Origin of the sequence: Mycobacterium sp., assembly GCF_046095365.1 — a bacterium.
Lineage (GTDB): Bacteria > Actinomycetota > Actinomycetes > Mycobacteriales > Mycobacteriaceae > Mycobacterium.
In genome coordinates this window covers 1-25673 of record NZ_JBJTJF010000051.1, presented here as the reverse complement: position 1 = coordinate 25673, position 25673 = coordinate 1, and the positions used below count along the sequence as shown (strand labels likewise).

Sequence of the window (25673 nt, the reverse complement as noted above, 5' to 3'; positions counted from 1 at the left end):
CCCCGGCGGCGGCCGCGGCCGGCGGGGCGCCCGCGGCGGCGTCCGCGCCCGCCCGGGCCCCCACCGCGGCGTCAGCGGCCGGCTGGGCGACCACAGCGGCCGGGTCGACAGGGGCGGCCGGATCTGCCAGAGCCGCGGGCGCCCCCAGGGCGGCCGCCGATACGCCCAGCGCGCCGACGGCGAGCCCTACGCGTCGTCTACCGGCCACCATCCACCTCCGCATCGCGAGACAGCCGTTCCCTCAGGACTGTCACATAGTGCCTGCGAATCGTTACACGCGCCACTCGCAGCCCACACCGGGCATCGCCCGGCAGCCCCGGTAAATGCGGCCTGATCAGGCCAAACCGGCGTAACAAGGCCGAACGCGGCGGGTGACACGCCGGATATCCCCGGCACCGGCGTGCCGGACGGCCCCGCGGTGGCCGACAATGCCGTGGGTGCGACGAATTGCGGGAGCGGCGGCGGTCACCGTGGCGCTGATCTGGCCGGCCGAGGTCAACGCCGACCCTGTCCCGCCGGTCGGCCCGCAGGCCCGGGCCGCCGGGCTGATCGACGTGCGCAGCGTGGTCCCCGACGCCGTCGTCGACCTGCGCTACGCCACCGCCGACAACTTCGTCGGCGTCCCGCTGTATCCGCCGGACGCCCGCTGCCTGGTCCACGAGTCGTTGGGCGCCGGACTGGCCACGGCGGCGGGCGTGCTGCGCAAGCAGGGTTTGGCACTGGTCTTCTGGGACTGCTACCGCCCGCACGCGGTGCAGGTCCGGATGTTCGAGGCGGTGCCGGACCCGGCCTGGGTGGCCAGGCCCGGCTCCTACGCCCGCAGCCACGAGGCGGCCCGATCGGTGGACGTCACGATGGCGAGCGGCGGCGACCTGGTGGACATGGGAACCGGCTTCGACGACTTCTCCCCCCGTGCCACTGCCTACGCCACCGACGGGATCGGTGCGGGACAACAGGCCAACCGCGCGATGCTGCGCACCGCGATGGCGGCCGGCGGGCTGGCGGTGTACTCCGGCGAGTGGTGGCACTTCGACGGCCCCGGCGCCGGTGAACCGCGCCCGATCCTGGACGTACCCCTCGGCTGATAAAGGACACCCGGTCTTTCCGATGCGATACGTTCGATCTGTAGGGAACCCCGCGAAGGGGGACGTATGCGCAGCGCCGCTCGCTCTGTCGTGGCTCTTCTGGTCATCTGTGCCGCGCTGATCGCCGCTGTGCCGGTGACGATGGGAAACCTCGTCAGGCTGACCGCCACCGCGCTCTACATGGGCGGAACGGACCACCCGCTGAGCATTCCGGGAGACACCCCGGCTTACATCAACGACTATGTCGACTGGGCCTACGGCAACTTCGTCGGGCCGTCAGGTCTGTGCGGCCCCGTGTGCGCCCCGGTTGCGGTCTACACCCCCGAACAGTTCTGGCCGATGCAGGGCCGCAAAGCCATGACCTTCGACGAATCGGTGGCGGCCGGGCTGGTCAATCTGGACAACTGCCTGCGCTCCAAGGTCTGCACCGTGACCGACCCGCCGTTCACCTCCACGGTGTCCCGCGCACTGGCCGACACCGACTTCACGGTGTTCGGCTATTCGCAGAGTGGGACGATCGCCAGCATTCAGAAGAGCAACCTGATCGCCCACCCGCCGGCGGGCACCGTGAGTTTCGTCTTCGAGTCCAACCCCAACCGGCCCAACGGCGGCGTCCTGGAACGGTTCGCGGGCACCTACGTCCCGATCCTTGACGTGACCTTCAGCGGCGCCACGGTCACCAACTCGCCGCAGCCGACGCCATTGACCACCGTCGACATCGCCCACCAGTACGACCCGGTGGCGGACTTCCCGACCAACCCGCTGCGGCCGCTGTCGCTGATCAACACCCTGATGGGATTCCGCTACGAACACCCCGAAGGCGCGGCGGGAACGCCGCAACTTCAAGGGCAGTACCAGGATTCGACCTACTACCTGATCCCCACCACGACGCTGCCGTTGCTGCAGCCACTGACGATCCTTCCCTGGTTCGGTCCGCTGATCGCCACCGTCGCCGACCCGCCGCTGCGGGTGCTGGTGGAGAGCGGCTACGACCGGACCGTCAACCCCGGCTCTCCCACACCGGCGAAATTCCTCTACCACCCCAAACCGGTCAGGACCGGGGTCAACGTCCTCAAAGCGATCCCGAACGGCTGGGACAACGGAATCGCCTACATCACAAAGGATCCCGACAACCGGCCGTTCGGCACCACGCCGCAGGGTCCCTACGGGGTGGGGGGGCCTCCGGTTGATGCCGGCGCGATCGACCCCTACGGCCCGCCCACGCCGGCGGCCACCCCGGCCGAGTCGGTGACGATGAGACGCACGTCGCCGATCCGGCGGCTGCCCGTCCGGGCGAAGGCGACGGCCGAACCCCGCGCCGCCTCAGCGCAACCCAAGCAGCGCCGCGCGGCACGCGGCACCGGTGCCGAACACCGGCATCCGGCCGTCCGCGGCAGCGACGCCGCCTGAGTCAGCCGATCAGCTGCAGGCGGTTCCTCGTCAGCTCGTTCAGGGCCTCCTGCATGAGGTTCTGGATGCGCTCGGCGTACGCGTCGGCGTCCTCGTCGGGCCCCGCCGCGGTGGCTGCCAGCACCCGGGTGTGCAGCTTGGTCGGCAAGGGCAGGTAGGGCAGCATGCCCACCGCGCCCACGTTCAGCCCCCACGGCACCGAGAGGCTGACCGGCAGGGCCTTGACCCTGAGCAGTTTGTCCAGACGCAGTGCCCGCGCGAGGCGCTCTCCGTCGGTAAGCACCAGCAGCGACTCCCCCGCCCCCGCGGTGACGATCGGGACGATCGGAACCCCCTCGTCCATGGCCAGCCGGGCGAACCCGCTGCGCCCGCCGAAGACGATCCGGTTGCGGTCGGCGAAGGACTTGGCGGCGTCGATGTCCCCGCCGGGGAACACCACGACGTGATGGCCGGCGGCGAACGCCTCGTGGGCGCTCTCCCGGCTGGCGGGGCGGGCGCCGAGATGCTCGACGATCGGGCCGACGCCCAGCGTCCAGGCCAGCTGATGGGTCAGGAAGGTGACCGGCCGGTCCACCCTCAGGTCTTCCAGCGCAGCTCCCACCGCCATCACGTTGAGGTCGACGATTCCCCCGAACCCGTGGTTGGCCACGAACAGCACGGGCCCGTCGAGGATCCCGGTCTCGACGTCGACCTGCAGCCGGTGGTAGCGGCGGACGAACTCGATGACACTGCGCCGCAACGCGTTCAGGGCCGACTCCAGGTGTTCACCACCCGGGTCCACCGCCTGCTCGACGGTACCCAGAACCGCGTCGGCCAGTTGCTCGAGGGCTTCCCGGTGCTGGGGCTCGGCGTCGTCGCTCATCGCCGGTCGGACGGCTCAGGCCCGGGCCGCGCCCGCGGTGGTGACCGAGCGCGCGGCGGTGCCGAACCGCAGGGCCGGGTCCTCCACCGGGCCCTTGCGCAGTCGTTTGTGGTCGGCCCAGTAGTCCATCTCGATGGTCCACGGACCGCTGGTGCCCTGCTGGGGGAACTCATGGATGGATCGCTGGACGTAGCCCGAGCCGAAGTCGAGCATCGGGCGTCTGCCGATGCTCGGGTCGTCGCACACCGGCACCACGGTGGTGTAGCCGTGGCGGTCCATGTAGCCGATCAGCTTGCACAGGTGCTCGCAGAGCATGTCGATCTTCAACGTCCACGACGAGTTGGTGTAGCCGAAGGCGAAGGCCATGTTCGGTATGCCCGAGAGCATGAAGCTCTTGTAGACCAGGCTGTCGTTGGCGTGCTTGACCTCTCCGTCGACGGAGACCTCGATGCCGCCGAACAGCAGCAGCTTCAGGCCGGTGGCGGTGACGATGATGTCGGCCGGCAGTTCCCGGCCGGACTCCAGCAGGATGCCGTTGCGGGTGAACCGCACGATCTGGTCGGTCACCACCGAGGCCTTGCCCTTGGCGATGGTGCGGAAGAGGTCGGCGTCGGGGACCGCGCACAGCCGCTGGTCCCACGGGTTGTAGGTGGGGTTGAAGTGGGTTCCGACCTCGAAGCCCTTCGGCAGGAACTTGACGTTGGCTGAGCGGATGATTCGCCGGGCCAGCTTGGGGTTGCGCTGGCAGAGGTTGTAGATGAACCTGCCCTTGCCGATGTTGAATCGTCGCGTCGCGGCGTAGGCGGCCTTGGGCGGCAACACCTTTCGCAGGCTGTTGGCCAGCGGGTCCTTGCGTGGCAGCGGCATCACGTAGGACGGCGAGCGCTGCAGCATGGTGATGTGCCCGGCCTTGTCGGCCATCGCCGGAATCAGGGTCACCGCAGTGGCGCCACTGCCGATGACCACGACCTGCTTACCGGCGTAGTCGAGGTCCTCCGGCCAGAACTGCGGGTGCACGATGTCGCCCTCGAAGTCCTCCTGCCCCTCGAAGTGTGGGGCATGCGGGTTGTCGTAGTCGTAGTAGCCGGTCGCGCCGAACAGCCAGTCGCAGGTGACGTCCCACTGCCGGCCGTCGCGTTCCAGGGTCACCGTCCAGTGTGCGGTCTGGGTGCTGAAGTCGGCCCGGATCACCTTGTGGTTCAGGTAGATCCGCTTGGCCAGGCCGTCCTCCTCGATCACCTCGTGCAGGTAGTCCAGGATCTCGTCGGCGTCGGCGATGGCGTTGTCCGACGTCCACGGCTTGAACTCGTATCCGAAGGTGTGCAGGTCGGAGTCGGACCGGATTCCCGGGTAGCGGAACAGGTCCCAGGTGCCGCCGATGGCGTCCCGGCCATCGACGATGGCGAAGCTGTGCCCGGGCATCTTGGTCGTCAGGTAGTGCCCGAGGCCCAGACCGGAGATGCCGGCGCCGACGATGAGCACGTCGACGTGCCGGGACAGCGTTTCCTTCGGACGGGCCTGGTTGAGCGAAGCGACGGACATGGACACTCCCGAGGGCTAGGAACTGTAACGTGAATAATGTTATATTTCCCTCGACAGCTGTCAAGGTTTCCGCCCCCTCAGCATAGGAGAACAGCGCCGATGACCGTCGCCCCTGTTCAACGCCGCGCGCCCGTGCAGGAGCGAAGCCGTCAGACGGTGACCCGGATTCTGGACGCCGCGGCCGCGATCGCCGACGAGCAGGGAGTCGACGCCGCCACCACCCGGGCGATCGCCGACCGCGCGGGGGTGTCCCCCCCGTCGCTCTACCGGTTCTTCGCCGACCGTGAGGCGATCCTCGACGAACTTCTCGAACAGCATTGCGCCGCTCTCGACGCACGCTGCGTGGAGGCGGAGACGACCTGGCGGATCGACTCGATCGCCGATCTGCTCAACAACCAACTCGATCTGCACGTGCACTATTACCGGCGGTATCCGAGTGCGGCCCGGCTGTGGATGGGCGGGCGAACCTCGCCGACGGTCACCCGGCACGTTCGCGCCCGAATGCAGAACCTGGCCGCACGGGTGCACGCGATCCTGGTCGATCGCGGCCTGATCCCCTCCGACACCGACCCGCGCGCCATGCTGGTTGCCGTGGAGATGGCCGATCGCGTGCTGGAGTTGTCCTTCCGCGACAACGCCGACTTCGACGAGCAGATCCTCGCCATCGGCCGGCGCGCCCTTATCGCTTTCGGCCGTGACCTCTCCGGGGACCCTTCCCGGCGCGTCCCCAGCTGACCGGCATCAGCACAACGCCCGGGGTTGCGTCGGCCAGTCGCTCGAAGGCGTCGAGGAAGCCTTCGACGATCATCTCGTGGTCGGGCACCAGGGTTGTGTCGCAGGCGATTCCGACGATCACCCGGCTGTTGTAGCTGGAGATGGTGAAGCTCATCGGCTGGTTGCCCGACACCGGCGCCCACCCGACGATGCCCTCGACCTCGCTGCCGGCCAGGTATACGGTGGCCGGCGGCCCCGGCACGTTGGTCAGCGTGCCCAGGGTGCGGTTGGCGAACAGATCGACCGACGCCTCGTAGAGACCGCGGCTGAAACCGGCGATGGTCTCCTGGAACCGGAACGCCACGGCGGCCTCGTGGCCGTGCTTGATCCGGTCCATCCGCCGTTTGGCGGTGGCCAGGACCTTGCGCGGGTCAGGCTCGTCGGTGGGAAGCTCCAACTGCACCAGGGCGAAGTCGTTGCCCAGCGAGTCGGGCAGGGTGAGGTCGAGTGGCTTGAGGTTGACCGGCACCATGAACGTCACCGACGAGCACAGCGCCTCGTGGACCCTCAGATAGTCGTGCAGGGTCAGGGCCACGCAGGCCACCAGCACGTCGTTGACGGTGCTGCGGTTGGCCCGGGCCACCGCCTTGATCGCGGCGATCGGCAGCGGATCCGACCACGCGACGCTCTTCTGCCCGCCGGCCTCCCCGGTCCAGATGGTGGCGTCGTTGCGGGTGCCCAGCAGCAGTTTGCGCACGGTGTCCACGTCTCCGGGCACCGCGGAGAACACGTCGACCAGGGTGCCCCCACCGGGCACCGCCGCCCGGACCGTGCCGGCGATGTCCGACGCGCCGGCCCGCACGGCCGTCACCAGGGTGGCCCCGGCCCCCACCGGATTGCGCAGCACGAAACGGCCGATCTTCCCGGCCCGCTTGAGCAGGTGGGCCTCCGACACCCGCGTCACCGCGCCGGTGGCCCCACGGGTCACCTCGGCCATCCCGGACCGGACCCGCTCGGGTAGCGGGCGGCCCGGCGGCTGCAGCTGCGCACCGACCTGGATGACCGCCGGCGCCAGGATCGGCCCGCCCTGCGGGGTGGAGTCGAACAGGCTCATCGCCAGCTGCACCATCCGCATCCCGTCGGCGATCGCGTGGTGGCTGCGCAGCAGTATCGCGCTGCCTTCGCCGTAGCGCCTGATCCAGATCGACTGCCACAGCGGATGATCGCGGTCCAGCGCGTCGGTTCGGTGGGCGGCGACGAGCTCCTGCAACGCGCGGGGATCGTCGGGGTTGTGCAGCGACACCAGTGAGACGTGGTTGTCGAGGTCGAACCCGTGGTCCGGCTCCCACCACCACGAGCCGTCGTCCTCGCGGACCGCCCGGCTGCGAAACACCGGGTAGCGGTCGATCAGCCGCGTGATGAACACCGCGCGCAACTCCGCGAAGTCCAGCGGTTCGGCGGTCCAGATGACCGAGTCGACGACCATCAGGTTCTCGGGCCGGTCCATCTCCAGCCAGAGTGCGTCCTGAATGCCCAGGCGGCGGCGCGTTCCGGGGATGCCGAGCTTGCCTCGCTCGCCCATGCGCCAACCTCGATCCGCCGGATTTTCGACACCGTGTACCCCGCCCATTGTTGCCGATCGACCCGCCGATGGCCCCAGGTACCAGACAGCAAAGATTCCAGCTGCAACAATGGCCGTTCGAGCCGAAAGGGACGGTTATGTCACGAACAGTTGTTACCCGCGTCGCCGCGGCGCTGTGCGCCCTCGGCGTTTTCCTCGGAGTCGTTCCCGCAGCGAATGCCTGCAGCCGGGTGACCTGGCTGGGACCCGACGGCATGGTGATCACCGGACGGTCCATGGACTGGCCGTATTCCTTCCACTCCCACCTCTATGCGGTGCCCGCCGGCAGCACCCAGGACGGTGCGGGCGGGGAGAACTCACTGACCTGGACCCGCAAGTACGGCGCCATCGAGGTGGCCGGCACCACCGATCCGAAGGGCCCGATCGACGGGGTGTTCGACGGGATGAACACCTCCGGCCTGGTGGCCAACCTGCTCTACCTCGGCGAGTCGGACTTCGGTCCGGCGCCCGCCGACGACCGCCCGCGGCTGTCCTTCGCCGCCTGGGTCGACTACGTGCTGAGCAGCTTCGCCACCGTCAACGAGGTGGTCGACGCGTTCACCAACCCGTCGGTCTACATCGTCCCGATCAACTTCGGACCCGGCGGAGCGGCGCACCCCACCGTGCATCTGTCGGTGACCGACGCCTCCGGGGACTCCGCGATCATCGAGTACCTCAACGGCAAGCCGGTGATCCACCACGGACGCCAGTTCCAGGTCATGACCAACAGCCCAACCTACGACCAGCAGCTGCAGCTCAACGCGAAGTGGGACGACGTCGACAAGAACAAGGAGCTGCCCGGGTCGATCCAGTCCCAGGACCGGTTCGTGCGGGCGTCGTACTACCTGAGCAAGCTGCCGCAGACCGCCGACGAACGCCAGGCCGTCGCAGGGGTGTTCAGCGTGATGCGCAACGTCTCGGTTCCGTGGGGGGTGGGCGATCCGGAACACCCGAACCTCTCTCCCACCTACTGGCGGTCGGTGGCCGACTCCACCAACAAGATCTACTACTTCGAGTCTGCGCTGAGCCCGAACATCGTCTGGGTCAACCTCAACAAGGTCAATCTCGGCCCCGGTTCCGGGATCCGCGCGGTGAAGGTCGAGGAGAACTACTCGATCATCGGCAACATCGACGACCAACTCGCCCCGGCCAAGCCGATCTCCTACCTGGCCCCCACCGCCGCCAACACCCCCCAGTCGGGTGTGACCGCGCCGCCGGCGGCTCCGGCGGTGGACCACAAGGCCGGCTTCGTGTGGTGGTGGGCGCTGCCGAGCCTCGCGCTGCTGGGCCTGCTCGGCCTGCTGCCGCGGCTGTTCCGCAGGCCGAAGGTCGCCGCGCCGGTGAGACTCAGCGCCCCTGCGCCGGAGCGCACGACGGTGGCCAAGCCCGCACCGGCGGCCCCGAAGCCGGCGGATCGGCCGGTGCAACGGCTTGTCGAGCATCCCGTGCAGGAGATCCGCGAGGAGATCCGCGAAGTCAAGGCCGAGGTCCACGAGGCCCACGTCGAGCGTGAGGTCACCCCGGTCGTCCGGTATGAGACCCACACCCCCGCGGGCACCACCGCCGAGGTCACCTACGAGAACAACGCCCTGGGGGACCACATGGAAAGCCGGGCGGACAAGAGCGACCTCACCCCGGACGACTAGCCGGTCACCGGAATCGTCCGGCGAATCCGCGCAGCGGTAGGTCGGCGCTGGTGAGCAGCCCCGGCGGGGCGGCCACCACGGACCTGATCGCATTGAGTGCCGGCAGTCCGGTGACGGTCATCCCGATCGAGGCGAACGAGTCGGGGTTCGACAGGTCGACGCCGGGCTTCGGGATGATCATGTGCTTGTTGTAGATGCACGGGTCGGCGGTGATCTGGGTTATGTAGCAGCCCTTGATCTTCCAGTGCGGCTCGGTGTGCGGGGTCATCTGCCACTCCAGATGTGTCTCGACCCTCGGCACGCCGCCCACCATGCCCCGGTACTTGATGTAGTTGGCGCCCAGGGAACCTTTCGGCAGGCGATACCAGCCCAGGTCGACGTCACGGGTGCAGGCGCCGAGTTCGTAGCTGAACGTCACCTCGTCGAGAGCCAACTCGAAACAGTCGGCCATCATCAGCACGCTGTCGGCGAACACCCGGGTGTAGCGCTCGAGCATCTCCGGCAGTTCCGGATCGTCGACCGGGCGGCCGTAACCCACCTCCCGCCAGGTCTCGGCGGAGTGGTGGCAGGACACGTCGACGGACTCGATGGTGGTGATGTTCTCGATCTCGGCGACGTCGGCCGAACACACCACTCCCAGGATCTGGTTCACGCCGGGGTTCATGCCGGTGCCGTAGAACGTCGATCCCCCTGCCGCACAGGCCTGCCGGAGGATCTCGCTGACCGGCCGGCCGGAGGGGTGCGGGTGGTTGGTGTCGCGATGCCAGCCGGTTATCCAGTCTGCTGTGGTCACGATGTTGATGCCGGCCTCCAGCACCCGCACGTAGAGCTCCTCGTCGGGAAACACGCCGTGGAAGGTCAGCACGTCGGGTTGCGCGGCGATGATCTCCTCGACCGTGCCGGTAGCCCTGATCCCGATGGGCCCGATCCCGGCGATCTCTCCGGCGTCGCGGCCGATCTTCTCGGCGGTGTAGCAGTGCAGCCCGACGAGCTCCAGGTCGGGATGGCGGCCGATGCGTCTGAGCATCTCGGTGCCGACGTTGCCGCTGGCGACCTGGAACACCCGGATCCTGTTCACAGCGAACGGCTTTCGGGGTAGAACTGCCCGGCCCATGCGCGGAAGGCCGTGAAGCTGTCACGCTCGGTGGGAGCCAGTGCGGGTCTGGGTTGGTAGCGCTGATGGGACCAGATGTCGATGTCGGCCTCGAACTGGTCGATCACCAGCTGTCCGAAATCCCTGGCCCGCTGTTCGGCTCCGGCCGGGCCGCCGCCGGAGCGGCGGCCGATGTAGACCATGAATCGGATGTCGCAGGTCTTGTCGTCGACCGGGGTGATCGCCGAGATCGTCCGGTTGTCGACCATTCCCCAACTCCTGGTGACCGCCACGCCCAGCCCGCCGTTGATCGCCTCGACACCGCTGTTGACGTCGTCGATGGACTGGCCGTCGCGGCCCTCGAAGGTGATGGTGAAGTCGACGTAGGATACCGGTCCGGAGAAGTCGTGCCGGGTGAACAGCGGCACGATCGGCGTCTTGTGCACGAACTTGAAATGCGCGAAGTCGACACCGTTTTCGAGCACGTACTGCGGATGCACGGTGACCGCGGTCCGGTACAGCCGCATCTGCGGGTGGTAGTCGGCCGGACCCGAACCGTCGGAGAAGCCGGCGAAGACGTCCGGCACGTCGAAGTAGGGGTCACGGCGCTGCACGTCGTGCCAGATGTAGACCGAGTCGTTGAGCTCGGTGACGGGGTAGGTTCGCATCCGCCGGCCGCGGTTGGGCCGCGGTTCGTAGGGGATCGCGACGTTGCGACCCTCGGCATCCCACTGCCAGCCGTGGAACGGGCACTGGATCACCTCACCCTGCTCGCCGCAGGTGACGTGGCCGCCGTAACCGAGGTGGGCACCCAGGTGCTCGCAGTAGGCGTCCATGACACACAACCGGCCCGCCCGCGACCGCCAGGCCACCAGATCCCGGCCGAAGTAGCTCATCCGGTGGACCGCGCCGGGCGCGACCTCCTCCGACCACGCGACCTGAAACCATCCCGTCGGCGTCATCGACGGCGACGGGCTGGACACCTGTCCAGAATCCCAGTCGGCGGTACCGATGTCCAGTGCCGCGGGGGCGGCGATAATCACCGGGCATACGAGGTGAGGGGCGTCGATGAGCGGCTCTGCGGTTTGCCGGGCGATGGTCCGGTGGCTGGCGCTGGCCGTGCTGGCCGGCGCGACCGCGTGCTCCCCCGGGCCACCGGCGGCGGACGACACCATCACCGGCCCCTTCGCCGCGCTGCTCTCGGCCTCCGAGGACCTGGGGAACGCGCGCGAGGACCGGGTGGAGTTGACCGCCGCGCTGCGGGAGGCGAGCCGGCCGGAGTCGCTGATCGGCTGGGCCGGCCGGCACGGCCTGGCGGTGCGCTGGCGTGCCGGCGACCGGTGGGCGACCGTTTCCGGCCCCCCGCCGGCCCTCGCCTCGGCGCTCGAGGTCGCCATCCACGACTACCGCGGGCGGCTCGGGCAGGTTTTCTACGCCTCGGCCCAGCAGCCCGCCGTTCCCGCCGAACTGCGCACCGAGGTCGAGGGGTTCGGCCGGATCCTGGGCTACACGCCGCACCACGAGTCGAGTCCCCGCATCGTCCCGCTGGATGTTCCCAACAAGGCGCTGAACCCGACGGAGTTGCTGCGCACCTACAACGTCGACGCGCTGCGGCGCCAGGGCTACACCGGAAAGGGCGTGACCGTCCTGGTGTTCGCATTCGACGGTTTCGACCAGTCCGACCTCGACATGTTCACCGAGTCGTTCCAGCTGCCGCCGCTGGTGCCCGAACTGCTGGGTCCGATGGCCTCCGAGCGGACCGGCGAGGCGGCCATGGACCTGCAGGCCGTCCACGCCGTGGCCCCTGACGCCAGGACTGTTCTGGTCAACGCCCGACCCACGGTGGAGGGCGACGCCTCCTACCGCAAGATCGCCGAGATGATGGAGGAGGCCGATCGCCGCTATCCCGGCGCGGTGTGGAGCTTTTCGATCGGCTGGGGCTGCGACGCGCTGATCACCGCCGCCGATCTCGCGCCCGTCCGCGGCGCACTGGCGGCCGCCCAGCGCAACGGCACCACCGCATTCAACGCCAGCGGCGACCTGGCCGGCCTGGAGTGCAAGGGCGGCCACAACTGGTCGTCGCCGCCCGGCCCCGGTGATATCGGCCTGGACTCGGTGGCCTCACTGCCGGAGATGACCTCCGTCGGCGGAACCCGGCTGTCCACCGACGCCGAGGGAAACTGGCTCTCCGAGCAGTCCTGGTTCGACCCGGTGCTCTCGCAGGGCACCGGGGGCGGCGTCTCGGCGCTGTTCGAGCGCCCCCCTTGGCAGTCCGGCCTGCCGGTGGACGCGCCGGCCCGTCGGCTCACCCCGGACGTCGCGGGCCTGGCCGACCCGTTCACCGGCATGCGGATCTTCTTGAAGGGCGAGATGGTGGTCGGCGGCGGCACCTCACTGGCCGCACCGCTGTGGGCCGGGATGGCGGCGGTGATGAACCAGTACCTGATCGAGAACGGCGGCCATCCGATCGGCGACCTCAACCCGCTGCTCTACGAGATCGCCGAGGGCGCGCGGCTGCCGGGATTCCGCGACGTGGTGCTCGGCGGCAACGCCGTGGGGAATGCCGGACCCGGCTATGACCTGACGACGGGGCTGGGCACGCCCAACGCCGGGAATCTGGCCCGCAACCTGCTGGCCGTGCAGCGGCAGATGGGGCTGCGATGACCGTGCGCTGCGGGGCGTGCGCGGCCGAGACGCCCGTCGGGGTGTTCTGCGGGCACTGCGGGGCCCACCTCAACCCGCAGCCCGGAGACGGCCCGCGGTGGTTGCGGCCCCGGGCCTTCTGCGCCGATCCCGACGAGCACGTGCTGCGGCCGGCCATCAGCAGCACGCTCTTCCCGCACCTGTCGCAACTGTCGCGCGCGCCCTTCACGCTCGGACTGGTGCTCATCGTCGTCGCGATCGCCGCGGCCGTGGAACTGCGACTGCCCGGCGCACTGATCGCCGTCGCGACCCTGGGCCTGCCCCTGCTGTTCCTGATCTACCGGCACGTCTCCGGGGTCTATCAGGACATTCCGCGGGCCACCCTGCTGCTGACCGCCGCGCTGGGCATCGGACTCGGCGTCGGCTGGGTGTTCGTCACCGGCGATCTGGTGATCCGGGAGACCGGGGCCCCGTTCGAAGCCGGTATCGCCGGCAGCCGGGTCCTGCGCGACGGTCTCGGCGTGGCGGAGGGCGGCGTGCTGGCCATGATGCTGCCCGCCGTCGTTGTGCGCCTGGTGCTACCGGGTACCCGGGAATCGTTGCAGGGGTTTGTGATCGGGGTCGTCGGGGCGCTCAGCTTCACCGCTGCGGCCACCTTCACCCGGCTGGCCCCGCAGTTCGCCGCCGGACCCGTCGCCACCGACCAGACGGTGCAGGGACTGCTCGTCGAGGCCGGGATCCGTGGACTGACGATCCCGCTCACCGCAGCCTGCGCGGGCGGACTTCTCGGCGCCGCACTCTGGTTCTCCAGGCCCGCCGGCGGTCCGAGACTGTCCCGTCCCGCGGCGCTCGCCGCCATCACCGGCCTGGGCGGCGTGGTGCTGTTGGTCTACGCGGTCGTGGGCGTCATCGACGTCGCCGGAATGCCGCAACTGGTCATGCTCGGATGTCACCTGGTTATGGCGCTGGTCGCGCTGATCGCGTTGCGGACCGGGTTGCAGCTGGCGGTTCTGCACGAGGCCGCCGCCCCCGCCGGCGGCGACCCGCTGCTGTGCCTGTATTGCCGAAACGTGGTGCCGGACATGGTGTTCTGCCCGGCGTGCGGCGTTGCCGCGCACGCGTCCCCCCGGGCATCACGCGCACAGCGCCGCCACGTCACCGCCGTGGCCGACGGCGAGTCCGCGGCGGTGCTGTGGCCCGGTTACGGCGTCCCAGCCGCCGCCTACACCTCCGCGCCACTGCCCCGAGCCCCGCTGCTGCGCGTTCTCGGGCTGTGGGCGGTCACGGTGGTGGCCGTGTCGGCCGGCCTGACCGGGCTGTCGGCCGCCATCGCCGAACCGGTCGTGCGATACAACTGCCCGCCGGACTGCGGGCATCCGCCGGCGGGCACACCGGTCGCCGGAAGTCCGCGCTTCACCGCACCCGATGCCGGCTTCTCCGTCTCCTACCCGGCCCCGGGTTCGGCCTATGAGGTCAGCACCGACGGCCAGGGGGTTACCGCCCGCTACACCGGGGGCACCGGCGGTGTCATGCGGCTGTGGAGCCAGCCGGCCACCGGCCGGTCGGCCAAGGACGTCGCCACGGCGATCTTGGCCGCCAGTCACCCGAATGCCAAGGTGGCCTACGAGATTCCCAACGCGATGGTCGGCTACCAGCCCGGCTACGGACTGGTAGCCGACACCTGGCCGCAGGACGGCGACGCCGGGTACCGGCATCTGCGGGTGGTGATCCTGGTCGCGGTCAAGCACGACCTCGCGCTGATCGCCGGCGGGGTGGGCCCGTTCCGGGCGTTCAGTCCCGACTTCGGTCCGGGCCGGCCCTCGGCGGCGAATCTCGAGCTGGCCATGGACATGGGCCAGTACGTCAACAGCTTCTCCTGGCGCGGGGATCCGCCGCGCTGAGGCCTCAGATCTCGAAATGCTGGTAGTCCACCGGGTTGCGCCAGGCCCCGCCCCAGCGCCAGCCGCGGTCGGTGAACGCCCTGACCGCCGGGTCCCCGGCCTTGAGCATCGCCGGGTCCGCCAGCCCCCGGTCGAGGTAGCGGCCGGCGGTCTGGGGTTGCAGATCCCCGGCGTCGTCGATGAAGGGGTTGACGAGCGGATTGACGTCGATCGCCCGGCCGTAGGCGTGCAGCGACCAGCCGGTGTTGCCGGGCAGCGGCCGGCAGTTGAACGCCGATGTGTTGTTGTCCCGCATCGACAACTCGTCCTCGGCGCCCGGGTAGCGGTCCACGGTCTGCATCTTGGCGATGGGATAGCCGATCTGCTGCAGCGTGGCGAAGATCGCGACGACGTCCTCGACGTAGTCCCGGTGCACCACCAGCGAGCCCCGGTGGACTCCTCCGTCCGGACCGAGGTAGTCCAGGTCGACGCGGCGCAGGTCCTCGGGCCCGACCGGGCAGCCGGGCCGCCAGGTCTCGCCGAGTTCGGCGGCGGTGACGGGATGCACGACGGGTCCCGGCGGCGGCGCATCCGCCCGGGGTGTCAGCGCCGGCGCCGCGGCCGGTTCCGGCGGCGCAGCCTGATCGGCCGGAGACGCGATGGCATATCCCAGCCCGGTCGCGGCGAGGACGGCCGCCGCGGCGGCGGCCCCGACTCGTCTGGAGATCACCCAATGTCGCACCACGACCGATCCCACCACAGCAGCGCCGCTATCCCCGTCACGCCACGGCCGTCAGGGCGTCGCGGTGTCCGGCCCGAGCAGTTGGCAATCCGGCGCGGGCGGAAGTCCGACCCAGCCCGCGCAACCGCGGCCGGTCGCGACGTATGCCACCCCGGGCCGGTAGGGCAGCTGGATACGGGCCGGGGCCGCACCCTGCGCCTGGGAACACGACAGCGCCGCCCCGTCACCGGGTTGCAGACACACCACAGCGGAGTAGGGGGCCGCCAGGACTGCACAGCCGGTGGACTGAACGGTCGCCGAGACGGTGACTCCGTCGGTCGCGGGCGTGGACAGCGCGAACGAACACGGCGGCGGGGGTGGTGGCGGCGGCACCGCCCGCCCGATGCCGGCAGGGCAGGTCAGCGCTGCCGCGCAGGCGATCCACAACACCGGCCTTCCCACCGGCTAATGGTATGCCCGCATCCGGCGGCGCGGTTAGGCTCACGCGGTAATGGCCGAGCAATTCGACGATGTGGTCCTCGGTGGCGGCAAGGGCGGCAAATCCCTGGCGCTGGCACTTGCCGATGCCGGCCACAACGTCGCCCTGATCGAGCAGGGCCAGATCGGCGGCAGCTGCATCAACGTCGCGTGCATTCCCACCAAGACCATGGTGGCCAGCGCCAAGCTGATCGAACTCGCCCGCAGGGCAGGCGATTTCGGGGTGAATCTGCCTGAAGCCGCGCCCAGCCTGGCCACGGTGGTGGACCGCAAGCGCCGGGTCGTCGGCGCGATGGTGGACACCCACTGGAAGCTCTTCACCGGCACGCCCAACCTGACCTTCCTGCTCGGCGCCGGAACCTTCGTCGCCGATCGCACCATTGAGGTGGCACTCGAGGGCGGGTCCACCCGTACCGTGCGCGGCGACCGGGTCTACATCAACACCGGCAGCCACACCACGGTTCCGCGAATCCCCGGCCTGGACACCGTGCCCTACCTGACCAGCACCACGGTGATGGAACTCGACGAGTTGCCCACGCATCTGGCCGTCGTCGGCGCCGGCTACATCGCCCTGGAGTTCGCCCAGGTTTTCCGCCGGCTCGGCAGCGCCGTCACCGTCATCCAGCGCGGCACCCGTTTTCTGCCCCAGGAGGATCCCGATATCGCCGAGGCGGTGCGAAAGGTGTTGCGGGAGGACGGTATCGAGTTCCTCGACGACGCCGACCCCACCGCGGTCTCTCCCGCGCCGGACGGTGTCGAGGTCACCTGCACCCGCGCCGGCCGCACGGAGTCGCTGCGGTGCAGCCACCTGCTGGTCGCCGTCGGGCGTACACCGAACACCGCGGGGCTCGGACTGGACGCGGCCGGGGTGAACCTCACCGCGCGGGGTGGCATCGCCGTCGACGAGCGGCTTCAGACCAGCGCCCAGAACGTGTTTGCCGTCGGCGACTGCAACGGCGGGCCGCTGTTCACCCATGTCTCCTGGGACGACTACCGGATTCTGCTGGCCAACGTCCTGCACGACGCCGGCCGCACCACGACCGGCCGGCTGGTGCCCTACACCCTGTTCATCGACCCGGAACTGGGCCGCGTCGGGCTGACCGAGGAGGCTGCCCGGGCTGCCGGTCACGACATCGTCGTGGCCGCCCTGCCCGCCGCGAAGATCCCCCGCGCCAACACCGCGGGCGAGACCACTGGGTTGCTCAAGGCCGTCGTCGACCGCGGCACCGGTCAGATTCTGGGCTGCTCGCTGCTGTGCCACTCGGCCGGCGAGGTGATGTCGGTGGTGCAGACGGCGATGCTGGGCAAAATGCCCTACACCGCTGTGCGCGACACCATCTTCACCCACCCCACCATGGCGGAATCGCTGAACCTGTTGTTCGCCACTGTGCCGGCCGACTGATTCCCCAGGTCGATCACCGAGTGCGGCACCACCGCCCCTAAAAAGTGACAAAAATCAGACTAATCACCAGGAAAAGAGCCTCACCCGCTGTCCCTGCCCGGAAACCGGTAGCGTTGGTCCCGCTGGATCTGGGAAGGCACCACCGAGCAGGAGGAGGTCAGCGAGATGGCGATTCAGGCCCGCGGCCAGGCCTCGCGGCTGGCGATCCTGGTCGCCGCGGCCGAGGTCTTCGACGAAACGGGATTCACCAACACCTCCCTGGTGGACGTCATCACCCGGGCCGCAGTGAGCAACGGCAGGTTCGCCTACCACTTTCCGACCAAGGAGTCTCTCGCCTCGGCGCTGATCGAGACGGCTGACAAGGCGATCGCCGACACCATGGAGCGGATCTTGACCACCTCGGCCAGCACTGCCCTGGAGGGCCTGATTCGCGCCTCCTTCGCCGTGGCTGACCTGGCCCTGAGCGACCCCGTCGTACGAGTCGGCCTGCAGTTGCGCCACGGCCTCGGACAGCTCAGCAGCGCCGACGCGGCGGGCATGGCGACCCAGCGCACGCTGGTGAACGACGCTATCGCCGCCGCAGTCGCCGAGGGGGACCTGCGCGGCGACTTCACCCCCGAACAGCTCGGACACGCCCTGCTCTCGGCGATGGTGGGCAATCACCTCCAAAGTCCTCCTGCGGGCGCCACCGTCTCATCCGGACTGGCCGTCTGCTGGCAGGTCCTGTTGCGCGGCGTCGTCACCGAGCAGTCCGCCGGGTACTTCGAGCAGTTCGTCTCCCGGCTCGGAAAGGTGAAGGCCCGCGCCTGACCCGGCCCTGGCCCACGCCGGCCGCGGGAGGAAAACCCAGCGCTCTGGATGCCGTCGGGCTCGCCGATCCCGTGCAAGCAGCAGCAAGGGACCTGCTGGTACCGTGGTCGGGTCGGGGTCGAAAGATGCTCGGACGCTGCGCGGGTCACCTGCCCCTGCCGCCAGCCGGCAGGATGAGGTGGACATGGCGCGGGAACTGACCGACCTGGAACTGCTCGAGGAACTCGAACCGGTCGCCGAGGTCAACGTCAATCGCCATCTGGCGATGAGCACCGACTGGCACCCGCATGACTACGTGCCGTGGGATCAGGGCCGTAATTTCGCCGCGATGGGTGGCGACGACTGGACGGCCGGGCAGTCCCAACTCAGCGAGGTCGCCAGGGCGGCGATGATCACGAACCTGCTGACGGAGGACAACCTGCCCTCCTATCACCGCCAAGCGGCCGAGCACTTCTCTCTCGACGGCGCATGGGGAACCTGGGTGGGTCGTTGGACCGCCGAGGAAGGCCGGCACAGCATCGCCCTGCGCGATTATCTCGTCGTCACCCGCGGGGTCGACCCGGTGGCACTGGAGCGCGCCCGCATGGAACATATGACGAACGGATTCGGCCCCACTGCCGCCGAGGAGGAGCGTCACAAGACCGATTTCCTGCTCTCGATCGCCTACGTGTCCTTTCAGGAACTCGCTACCCGGGTCAGCCATCGCAACACCGGCAAGGTGTGTGCAGACCCGGTGGCAGATCGGCTGTTGCAACGCGTCGCCGCCGATGAGAACCTGCACATGATCTTCTACCGGGACATGTGCGGAGCAGCTTTGGACCTGGTCCCGGATCAGGCGCTGGAGGCGATCGCCGACGTAGTCGAGAACTTCCGGATGCCGGGCCAGGGAATGCCCAACTTCCGGCGCAACGGCGTCCTGATGGCCAAGCACGGGATCTACGATCCCCGCCAGCATCTCGAAGACGTCCTGCTGCCCGTGCTGCGCAAGTGGCGCCTGTTCGAGCGGACCGACTTCAGCGCCCGCGGAGAGCAGCGCCGCGAACAACTCGCGGACTACCTGACCACCCTCGAGGGCCAGGCCGGCAAGTTCGAGGAGCAGCGCGACCGGCTGCTCGCCCGGGAGGCGGAGCGCACCCGTTCACTGGCCGTCTGAGCGACCCGCCGGTCCCGGCTCAGGGATCTAGCGCCGCCTGGCGCGCCCGGTCACCCGCTGACGCAGTCTCGTCGGCCAGGGTGACCAGCCGCGCCCGGACCAGTTCGGGCCGTTCGTCGACCACGAAGTGGCCGGCGTCGACCGGCTCGAACGTGTAGTCCGCGGCATTGGCGGTCTCCGGCGACGCAAGGTCGGGATGCACCGCAAAGTCCCGCATACCGAACAGCACACGGATCGGTACCGTCGCCCGCCGCGTCTCCGGATGTCTTGCAGCTGCGGGCAATTCGCGCAACAGGAAAGTACGGTAGGTGTCGGTTGCGGCACGGGCGCACACCGGGTCGCGGAACCGGTCGGCGTACACCTTGGCCGTTGCCCGGCCCACACGGTGCGCCTTGGGGCCGAAGGCGAACACGACACGCTCCAGGTAGCGGGTGCGCCGCTGCAGAGGTATCCCGATACTCGCTACGAAAGGCTGGTAAGCGAGGAACCGCCAGAAGTGCGGCAGGGTCGTGCGCGGGGTCTGCCACGGGTGGGCCATGTTGCACACCAGATAGCCGTCGAAGCGCTCTGGCGCGGCCAGCAGCATCCGGTAGGCCACGAATCCGCCCCAGTCGTGGCCGATCAGCAGTGCCTTTCCCAACCCGAGCGCATCCATCAAGGCGAGCACATCGCAGGCCACGTCCTCCTTGGCCCATCGGTGCGGCGGCGGACCCGACCACCCGTACCCGGGCAGGTCCGGGGCGATGATCCGAAGCCCGGCAGGCGGATCGGCCAGCAGATCCCGGTAAACCCAGTGGTGCTGCGGCCACCCGTGCAATGCGATCACCGGTCTGGCGTCCGTGGGACCGGCCTCGGTGACGTGGAAGCGCACCCCGCGCGCTTCCACGAAGCGACGGCGTACGCCGGCGATGTCGGGCGGCGTCGTGTCGGTAGCCATCACTGAAATATATGTGGTCGCTCGCCGCGGTCATTCCGCCTCCGGAGCGCACCGATGCCGAGGAGGTGTTGCTGGATCGTCATGCGACGTAGCAGCGCTGTGCAGGCATCGGCGCTGCCGCGGGAATCAGGCGGTCCAGCCGAAATCTGAACGCGACGAACAGCGCGTCGCCGCGCTTGAGATTCGGTGCGCCGTCGTCGATGGTCATCGCCACGTCGAGGAAATCGGGCTGGGCCGGCTGCCCGGTCACGGTGGCGGCGAACTGGTCCAGGACGAACCGGCTCTCCGAGGTGAGGTTGTGTCGGATCGCCGCGCGCTTGGCGGGATTGGGCAGCGCCGCCGTCATCACGTAGAGGTCGCCCGTCGCGGCGGCCGGTGCGGCGAACAGGGCGATGGGCTTGCCGCCGGTGAACAGCTGGACGATGCCGGCCACCACCGAGATCTGAATCGTGATGACGGCCCCGGCGATTTGGCCGACAAGGTCACCGAACTGGTTGTCACCGAACAGCGCCCCGATCCCCCGTCCGGCGGCGAATCCGATCGCTGTCTGAAGGCTGGCGTCGCGGAGTACGGCTCCGACAATGGAATTCAGCACCTCCTCGACCGGCATTCCACCCAGTAGGTTGTCGGCGGCATCGCCCACCAGGTTCCAGACGACGGAGTCGGCCAGCAGGGAGTTCACCGCTCCTCTGGTGAACTGACCGGCGACTGCGTTCACCAGGCCGATGTTGATTCCGGCCTGCTGGATCAGACCGACCACCGCGAGGCCGGCTGCGTCACTGAGCGCCTGGCGGGGTGCGGCGTTGCCCAGAACCGAGGCGAGCACGCTGCGAATGGTGCCGCTGACAGCGGTCTTGAAAGCCTGATTGGTCTGCAGCGCAGCGAGGGCGGCCCCGAGGGCTTCTGCCGATTTAGCCCCGGCGAGCATGTCTCGAACGAGCTTCTGTGTCGCGCCGGCCAGGGCGTCTGCGACTCCGGACTGACCCAGGAGGCCCGGGACAGCGGCGCCGAGTTGGGTTGCCACCGTGTCCACCACATCGGCGTTGGCCAGCAGGCCGGAAACAACGGCGCCCAGCGGGTCTCCCAGGAATTCTCCCAGCGCCGCCCGGGTCGTCGGGTCGGCGGCAAGACCGGAGATCAAGCCGGCCACCGTCGAACCCACCGCCCGCAGGAAACCGGCGTCTACCAGGAATTGCCTGACGGCGGCCGCCGCCGTGGCACCCGCGGCGTCCTGGATCGCCGTGCTGGCACGCACGCCGTCCATCACTTCGTCCAGAACAGCGCCCAGGTTCTCCTCGCTGAAGCCGCCGGCGAGCAGGTCCTCGACAGCCTGCCCCATCAGCGCACCCAGGCCCTCAGCTGCTCCAGACTGGGAGGCGAACACCGGCAGCACCGAATTCACCAGTGCGGTCACCCCGCCGGTCACCGCGGGATCAGCCAGCAGGGCCATCACCGCGTCAGCGACCACCCTGCCCACGCCCGGCGCGGCCGGGTTGTCCCCCAGCAGCCCGGTCACCAAGCCGGCCACGGTCTGCCCGGCGAACTCCCGCACCGCCGGCGAGGCCGTCAGTGACGAGATCAATTGCGAGGCGACCGAACCTACCGCCGACAACAACCGGTCATCGTCGAGTACCGCGCTCACCAGACCGGCCGCCGTCTTCCCCGCCGCCTGCCGTAGCTCCGGACTGGCCTGTACCCCCGCCACCGCCTCGCCAAGTACCGCCTTGAGGTTGTCCTCCCCGAACCCCCCGGCCAACAAATCCTGCACCGCCTGCCCGGCCAACCCACCCAACGCCGCCACCACACCATCACCGGCCAACACCGCCGGCACCACCACACCCACCAACCGCCCAGCGATCCCCACCACCGCCGGATCAGCCAACAACCCCTGCACCGCCGCCCCCACCACACCAGCGACATCCCCCGCCGCCGGACTATCAGCCAACAACCCCGCCACCAGAGCAGCGACCGAATCCCCCGCCACCTCACGCACCGCCGCCGAGGCCGCCAACGACGAGATCAATTGCGAGGCAACCGAACCCACCGATGAGATCAGCTCAGCGTCACCCAGCACCTCTTGGGCGACCGCGGCGGCGGTCGATCCGAGAGCCTCCGCGACGGAGGGCGCGGGAACCACCGTAATTGATGTTCCCAGGTTCGTGTTGAACCAGTTTCGCAGCCAGTTGGTCAGGGTGACGGCCAACGCGCTGCTGATATCGGGTTGACCCATGAGCGTGGCGAGGGCCGAACCCGTCAAGTCGGAGATGTGTCCGCCTGCTGAGCTGAGCAGGCCGACGACGGCTGCACTGACCGCGTCGGCGACATCCTCGGCAACGGCGGGTTCACCGACGATCATGCCGCCAACCACCTGGCCGGTCAGAGTTCCGGCGAACTCCCCGACCTCCGGGGAAGAGGTCAGCACCTTGAGCGCGGCGGTCGTTGCAGTGCCGAATGTCTCTCGCACACCTGGATTGGCGAGGAATGTGCCGAGCGCATTCTGCAACGGCAGGCCGATCTGATCTTCGAGGAGCTGGGAGACGGTGTAATCACCGAACGCAAGGCTCCAGAAGAGACGCAGGACGTCCCAGCCGTCCGGCAGTCCAGGCAGATTGGTGAGCACTGCATCGAATGCTGCGCGCACGACGGCATTGCCGGGATCCCCGAAGGCGGTTTGGACGAAGGTGACGACGGCCTCGCCAACGACAGTCCCGACCGCCGGGTTCACCCGCTGGCCGACGAGGCCGGAGACGAAATCCAGAATCACCGGGTCGGATGCGAGCCGGACGACTTCAGGGGCGACGGTGCCGTTGAAGACCCAATCGCGAATGCCGTCCAGGAAAATGGTGGCGATCACGGTGTTCACCGGCGCGGGCAGCTGGGGGGCAAGGTCGGAGAGGAAACCCCCGACCAGTGGCGTCAGAACAGGCCTGGTGATGTTGTTCCACATCCACGCCTCGACGTCAGAGACCGCGACACCCAGGAAGTTGATCGCGCTGACGACAGCGTCGTACGAGACCGACACGATGCCGGCAAGGAAGTTCCAGGGATCGATGACCGAGGCCGCCCGGGGGTAGCCGGTTGCTCCTCTGTTTCCGGACGCTGCCGAGCCAGGGCCCGAGGTGACGACGCCCCGCACGAGACCGTCGCTGCGACCGCCCAGCCCGGCGTTTCCGTCCGCGCCCATCAGAAGCCCCGCGCGTCCGCCGTCACCGCCCTTGCCACCGGCAACGACACCGGACCCCCCGTTACCGCCGGCACCACCGTCGCCGATCAGCAGGCCTCCGCCACCGCCCTGTCCGCCTGCACCGCCGAGCCCGGCGAGGACTCCACCGTCTCCGCCGAGACTGCCGTCGCCGGTGGCGCCCGCATCCGCGCCGTTGCCGCCTGCGCCGCCGTCGCCGAAGAGCAGCCCGCCCCTGCCGCCGTCTCCGCCGGTTCCCCCGTTGATGCCGGTGACGCCGTCACCGCCCGCGCCACCGCTCCCGAACCAGCCCGCCGCCCCGCCGTTCCCGCCGTTGAAACCGTTGCCGCCGTTACCGATCAGCCCAGCCCTGCCGCCGTCGCACGTCCCACTGGTGCACGCGCCCCCATAGCCGGTGTAGCTGTAACCATCGCCGAACAGGATCCCTGCATCAGGGTGCTCAGCGGTGCCGTCGCCGACGAGATAGCGGAGAACCGTCCTGGCCTGGACAGGCTTGAGCGCCAAGCCGGCGGCCGGTTCTCCGGAGGTCACCGCCGCAGCGGGAGCAGCTGTGCCCGAGCCACCAGGTAGCTGTCTTCTGCTGACCGCCAGCGCGGACCAGGCAAGCGGCCCGGCACCGGGGGCACCGGAGTCGCCTCCGCCGGCCAGCCACGCCAGCGGACCCCCGCTCGTCGCTGCGAGCGCACCTCGCGGCTTTGCCGCCGTCATTGCCGGAGGCGGGGCAGCCGCTCTGAGGGCTGCGACACCTGAAATCGTTGTGGCCGAATTGTTTTCGGCAACGGGCGACGTTCCGAGACCCACGGTTCCTTTCGAAGCGATCGCCGCGGGCTCATCCGTCACGATGGCGCGGGCCGCCGCCGGGCTGACGGGCTTTGCGGGTTCGGGTGGGCCAGGCGTGACGCGAGAAGGTTGCAGGGTCACCGGCCGATTCACCCGGTTGCGCCTTTGCGGCGCTTTCACCTCTGCGGCTGGATTCCCGGCAGCGCTCTGTCGCGGCGGCTCTCCATCGGTTGCCGCCCTCGGCGCTCGGGCCGCGTCGCGCCGAGCCCGGGGGGCCTTCGCGGGAGCCGCTTCGGGTTTGTCGGCCGACTCCTCGGCGCTGTGGGCCGAGCCACCGCCGTCCGCAGGGTTTCCGTTGCCGGTGTCGGCCATGGCCACCCCGGGCAGACCGCCGATAAGCCCGCCCACTCCGAGTGCAACCGCCAGCGCGCCGACTCGGCCTACATAATGCGTCGGGCGGGTCACCGGAACCAGCGTCCACCCGCCGGCGCCGTCCTCGACGAGCCGACGCGCCCCGACCGACATCCGATGGCGGCCGACGGCATCCCTGCGGTGGCGGCCGGACCCGGCCTGTTGCTGACGGTCCATCGGCGCACCCTTCCCGCCGCCCATCGCCGGGTCGCGGCACGTGGTCTAAAAGTGACTTGTATCACAACTGACCAGCAATTTTCCAATCGCGTCGCCACGCGGCCGCCCGTTTCTCCGGAATCACCGCCCGTGGTAACCAGAAACCCCATTGATATGGCCGTCGTCATGGCCGTGCCGGCCAGTTCACCCAACCCGCCGGCAAAGTCGCCACCAAGCTTGAGCAGGTGCTCACTCTTGGCGGGGTCAAACCCGAACTCAGGCAGTCATGACCTGTTCCCGGTTTCCCGGACGGCTTCTGTTGGGTGTTCACGCGGCCGTGTTGGTGGTCGTGTGATGTCTTTCGTAGTCGATGGGGCTGCGGTAGTCCAGAGCGCTGTGTCGGCGTACCGGGTTGTAGAAGGCTTCGATGTATTCGAAGATCGCCGTCGCAAGTTCGGCGCGGGTGGTCCAGGTGCGCCGGTCGAGCAGTTCGATCTGAATGGAGCCGAAGAACGATTCGATCATCGCGTTGTCGAACGCTGAGGCCACTCGCCCCATGGATCCCAGTTGGCCGGCCTCGCGCAGTCGGTGCCCGAATAGCCAGGAGGTGTATTGCGCTCCACGGTCTGAATGAACCACTGTGCCAACGGGTTTGCGGCGGAGCCGGGCCATGTCCAGGGCATCGGCGACCAGCTCGGTGCGCAGATGGTCGGCGATCGACCAGCCCACCACCCGGCGGGAGAAGACATCAAGGACGACCGCGGCGTACACCCAGCCCTCACCGGTGCGGTGCTGGGTGATGTCGGTGACCCACAGCCGGTCGGGCCCCTCGGCACGAAACTGACGGTTGACCAGGTCCGGCCACGACGCCGCTGCCGGCCGGGGCCGGCGCCACCGGCGGCGGTGCACGCCCTGCAGTGCGACGAGTTTCATGCAGCGCCAGACTCGCTTGCGGCTGACCCTGCGGCCTTGGCCATGGCGCAGCTCGGCGTGGATCCGGCGCACCCCGTAGGTCTGGCGCGAGGCGGTATGGATCGCGGCGATGGTGTTGGCCAACTCCGCATCCTCGCGGTCACGGGAGCTGGCCGGCCGGGACCGCCATTCGTA

The 25673-nt window shown here is 69.2% G+C and carries 20 protein-coding genes; 9 read left to right on the top strand and 11 right to left on the bottom strand.

What is annotated here, in order from left to right; genetic code table 11:
* Positions 1-211 (bottom strand): hypothetical protein (locus ACKOQ4_RS03855; RefSeq protein WP_526288995.1); only part of this gene is annotated, 211 nt, incomplete at its 3' end.
* Positions 212-428: 217 nt separating this feature from the next.
* Here ACKOQ4_RS03855 and ACKOQ4_RS03850 point away from each other — a divergent pair.
* Entirely contained in the window at positions 429-1085 is a 657-nt protein-coding gene (locus ACKOQ4_RS03850; RefSeq protein WP_526288993.1) for a M15 family metallopeptidase, read from the top strand.
* Between the two features lie 66 nt (positions 1086-1151).
* Positions 1152-2495 carry a PE-PPE domain-containing protein gene (locus ACKOQ4_RS03845; protein WP_526288991.1) on the top strand — a complete coding sequence of 448 codons (1344 nt, stop codon included), beginning with the start codon at positions 1152-1154 and terminating at the stop codon, positions 2493-2495.
* 1 nt (position 2496) lies between these two features.
* On the opposite strand, the gene ACKOQ4_RS03840 is transcribed toward ACKOQ4_RS03845, so the two are convergent.
* Positions 2497-3357: a lysophospholipid acyltransferase family protein gene (locus tag ACKOQ4_RS03840; RefSeq protein ID WP_526288989.1), complete on the bottom strand. Its 861-nt coding sequence runs from the start codon at positions 3355-3357 to the stop codon at positions 2497-2499.
* A 15-nt stretch (positions 3358-3372) separates the two neighbouring features.
* Complete coding sequence (locus tag ACKOQ4_RS03835; RefSeq protein ID WP_526288987.1) at positions 3373-4899, bottom strand: flavin-containing monooxygenase; 1527 nt, start codon at positions 4897-4899, stop codon at positions 3373-3375.
* Between the two features lie 156 nt (positions 4900-5055).
* Here ACKOQ4_RS03835 and ACKOQ4_RS03830 point away from each other — a divergent pair, with 156 nt between their 5' ends.
* The gene (locus ACKOQ4_RS03830; RefSeq protein ID WP_526288985.1) at positions 5056-5634 is read left to right on the top strand and encodes a TetR/AcrR family transcriptional regulator; all 579 of its coding nucleotides are present in this window, start codon (positions 5056-5058) and stop codon (positions 5632-5634) included.
* On the opposite strand, the gene ACKOQ4_RS03825 is transcribed toward ACKOQ4_RS03830, so the two are convergent.
* The gene (locus tag ACKOQ4_RS03825) at positions 5579-7195 is read right to left on the bottom strand and encodes a WS/DGAT domain-containing protein (protein ID WP_526288983.1); all 1617 of its coding nucleotides are present in this window, start codon (positions 7193-7195) and stop codon (positions 5579-5581) included. The genes ACKOQ4_RS03830 and ACKOQ4_RS03825 overlap by 56 nt on opposite strands.
* Before the next feature lie 137 nt (positions 7196-7332).
* Between ACKOQ4_RS03825 and bsh the strand changes: the two genes are divergently transcribed.
* Positions 7333-8880 (top strand): bile salt hydrolase, encoded by a 1548-nt coding sequence (gene bsh, locus ACKOQ4_RS03820; RefSeq protein WP_526288981.1) that lies wholly within the window; start codon positions 7333-7335, stop codon positions 8878-8880.
* Positions 8881-8884: 4 nt separating this feature from the next.
* On the opposite strand, the gene ACKOQ4_RS03815 is transcribed toward bsh, so the two are convergent.
* Both ACKOQ4_RS03815 and ACKOQ4_RS03810 read right to left on the bottom strand, forming a co-directional pair.
* Positions 8885-9994, bottom strand: coding sequence for an NAD(P)H-dependent amine dehydrogenase family protein (locus tag ACKOQ4_RS03815; RefSeq protein WP_526288979.1), 1110 nt, complete (start codon positions 9992-9994; stop codon positions 8885-8887).
* Complete coding sequence (locus ACKOQ4_RS03810; protein ID WP_526288999.1) at positions 9955-10935, bottom strand: Rieske 2Fe-2S domain-containing protein; 981 nt, start codon at positions 10933-10935, stop codon at positions 9955-9957. Before ACKOQ4_RS03810 ends, ACKOQ4_RS03815 begins: the two co-directional genes overlap by 40 nt.
* 106 nt (positions 10936-11041) lie before the next feature.
* On the opposite strand from ACKOQ4_RS03810, the gene ACKOQ4_RS03805 reads away from it, so the two are divergent.
* A complete protein-coding gene (locus ACKOQ4_RS03805; protein WP_526288977.1) occupies positions 11042-12637 on the top strand; it encodes a S53 family peptidase in 1596 nt (531 codons plus the stop codon).
* On the top strand, positions 12634-14517 hold the full coding sequence (locus tag ACKOQ4_RS03800; protein WP_526288975.1) for a zinc ribbon domain-containing protein: 1884 nt from the start codon (positions 12634-12636) through the stop codon (positions 14515-14517). The genes ACKOQ4_RS03805 and ACKOQ4_RS03800 overlap by 4 nt, the downstream gene beginning before the upstream one ends.
* A gap of 4 nt (positions 14518-14521) precedes the next feature.
* On the opposite strand, the gene ACKOQ4_RS03795 is transcribed toward ACKOQ4_RS03800, so the two are convergent.
* Positions 14522-15253 carry a M15 family metallopeptidase gene (locus ACKOQ4_RS03795; protein WP_526288997.1) on the bottom strand — a complete coding sequence of 244 codons (732 nt, stop codon included), beginning with the start codon at positions 15251-15253 and terminating at the stop codon, positions 14522-14524.
* Between the two features lie 36 nt (positions 15254-15289).
* Complete coding sequence (locus ACKOQ4_RS03790) at positions 15290-15679, bottom strand: hypothetical protein (protein WP_526288973.1); 390 nt, start codon at positions 15677-15679, stop codon at positions 15290-15292.
* 49 nt (positions 15680-15728) lie between these two features.
* Between ACKOQ4_RS03790 and ACKOQ4_RS03785 the strand changes: the two genes are divergently transcribed.
* The 3 genes from ACKOQ4_RS03785 to ACKOQ4_RS03775 all read left to right on the top strand — a co-directional run bounded on the left by ACKOQ4_RS03785 (position 15729) and on the right by ACKOQ4_RS03775 (position 19080).
* The gene (locus ACKOQ4_RS03785) at positions 15729-17117 is read left to right on the top strand and encodes a dihydrolipoyl dehydrogenase family protein (RefSeq protein WP_526288971.1); all 1389 of its coding nucleotides are present in this window, start codon (positions 15729-15731) and stop codon (positions 17115-17117) included.
* Between the two features lie 165 nt (positions 17118-17282).
* Complete coding sequence (locus ACKOQ4_RS03780) at positions 17283-17927, top strand: TetR family transcriptional regulator (RefSeq protein WP_526288969.1); 645 nt, start codon at positions 17283-17285, stop codon at positions 17925-17927.
* A 184-nt stretch (positions 17928-18111) separates the two neighbouring features.
* Positions 18112-19080, top strand: coding sequence for an acyl-ACP desaturase (locus ACKOQ4_RS03775; RefSeq protein WP_526288967.1), 969 nt, complete (start codon positions 18112-18114; stop codon positions 19078-19080).
* Positions 19081-19099: 19 nt separating this feature from the next.
* On the opposite strand, the gene ACKOQ4_RS03770 is transcribed toward ACKOQ4_RS03775, so the two are convergent.
* From ACKOQ4_RS03770 to ACKOQ4_RS03760, 3 genes are all read right to left on the bottom strand, one after another.
* Complete coding sequence (locus ACKOQ4_RS03770) at positions 19100-20017, bottom strand: alpha/beta fold hydrolase (protein ID WP_526288966.1); 918 nt, start codon at positions 20015-20017, stop codon at positions 19100-19102.
* A gap of 79 nt (positions 20018-20096) precedes the next feature.
* A complete protein-coding gene (locus ACKOQ4_RS03765; protein ID WP_526288964.1) occupies positions 20097-23750 on the bottom strand; it encodes a hypothetical protein in 3654 nt (1217 codons plus the stop codon).
* Positions 23751-24893: 1143 nt separating this feature from the next.
* Positions 24894-25673 (bottom strand): IS3 family transposase (locus ACKOQ4_RS03760; RefSeq protein ID WP_526288962.1); only part of this gene is annotated, 780 nt, incomplete at its 5' end.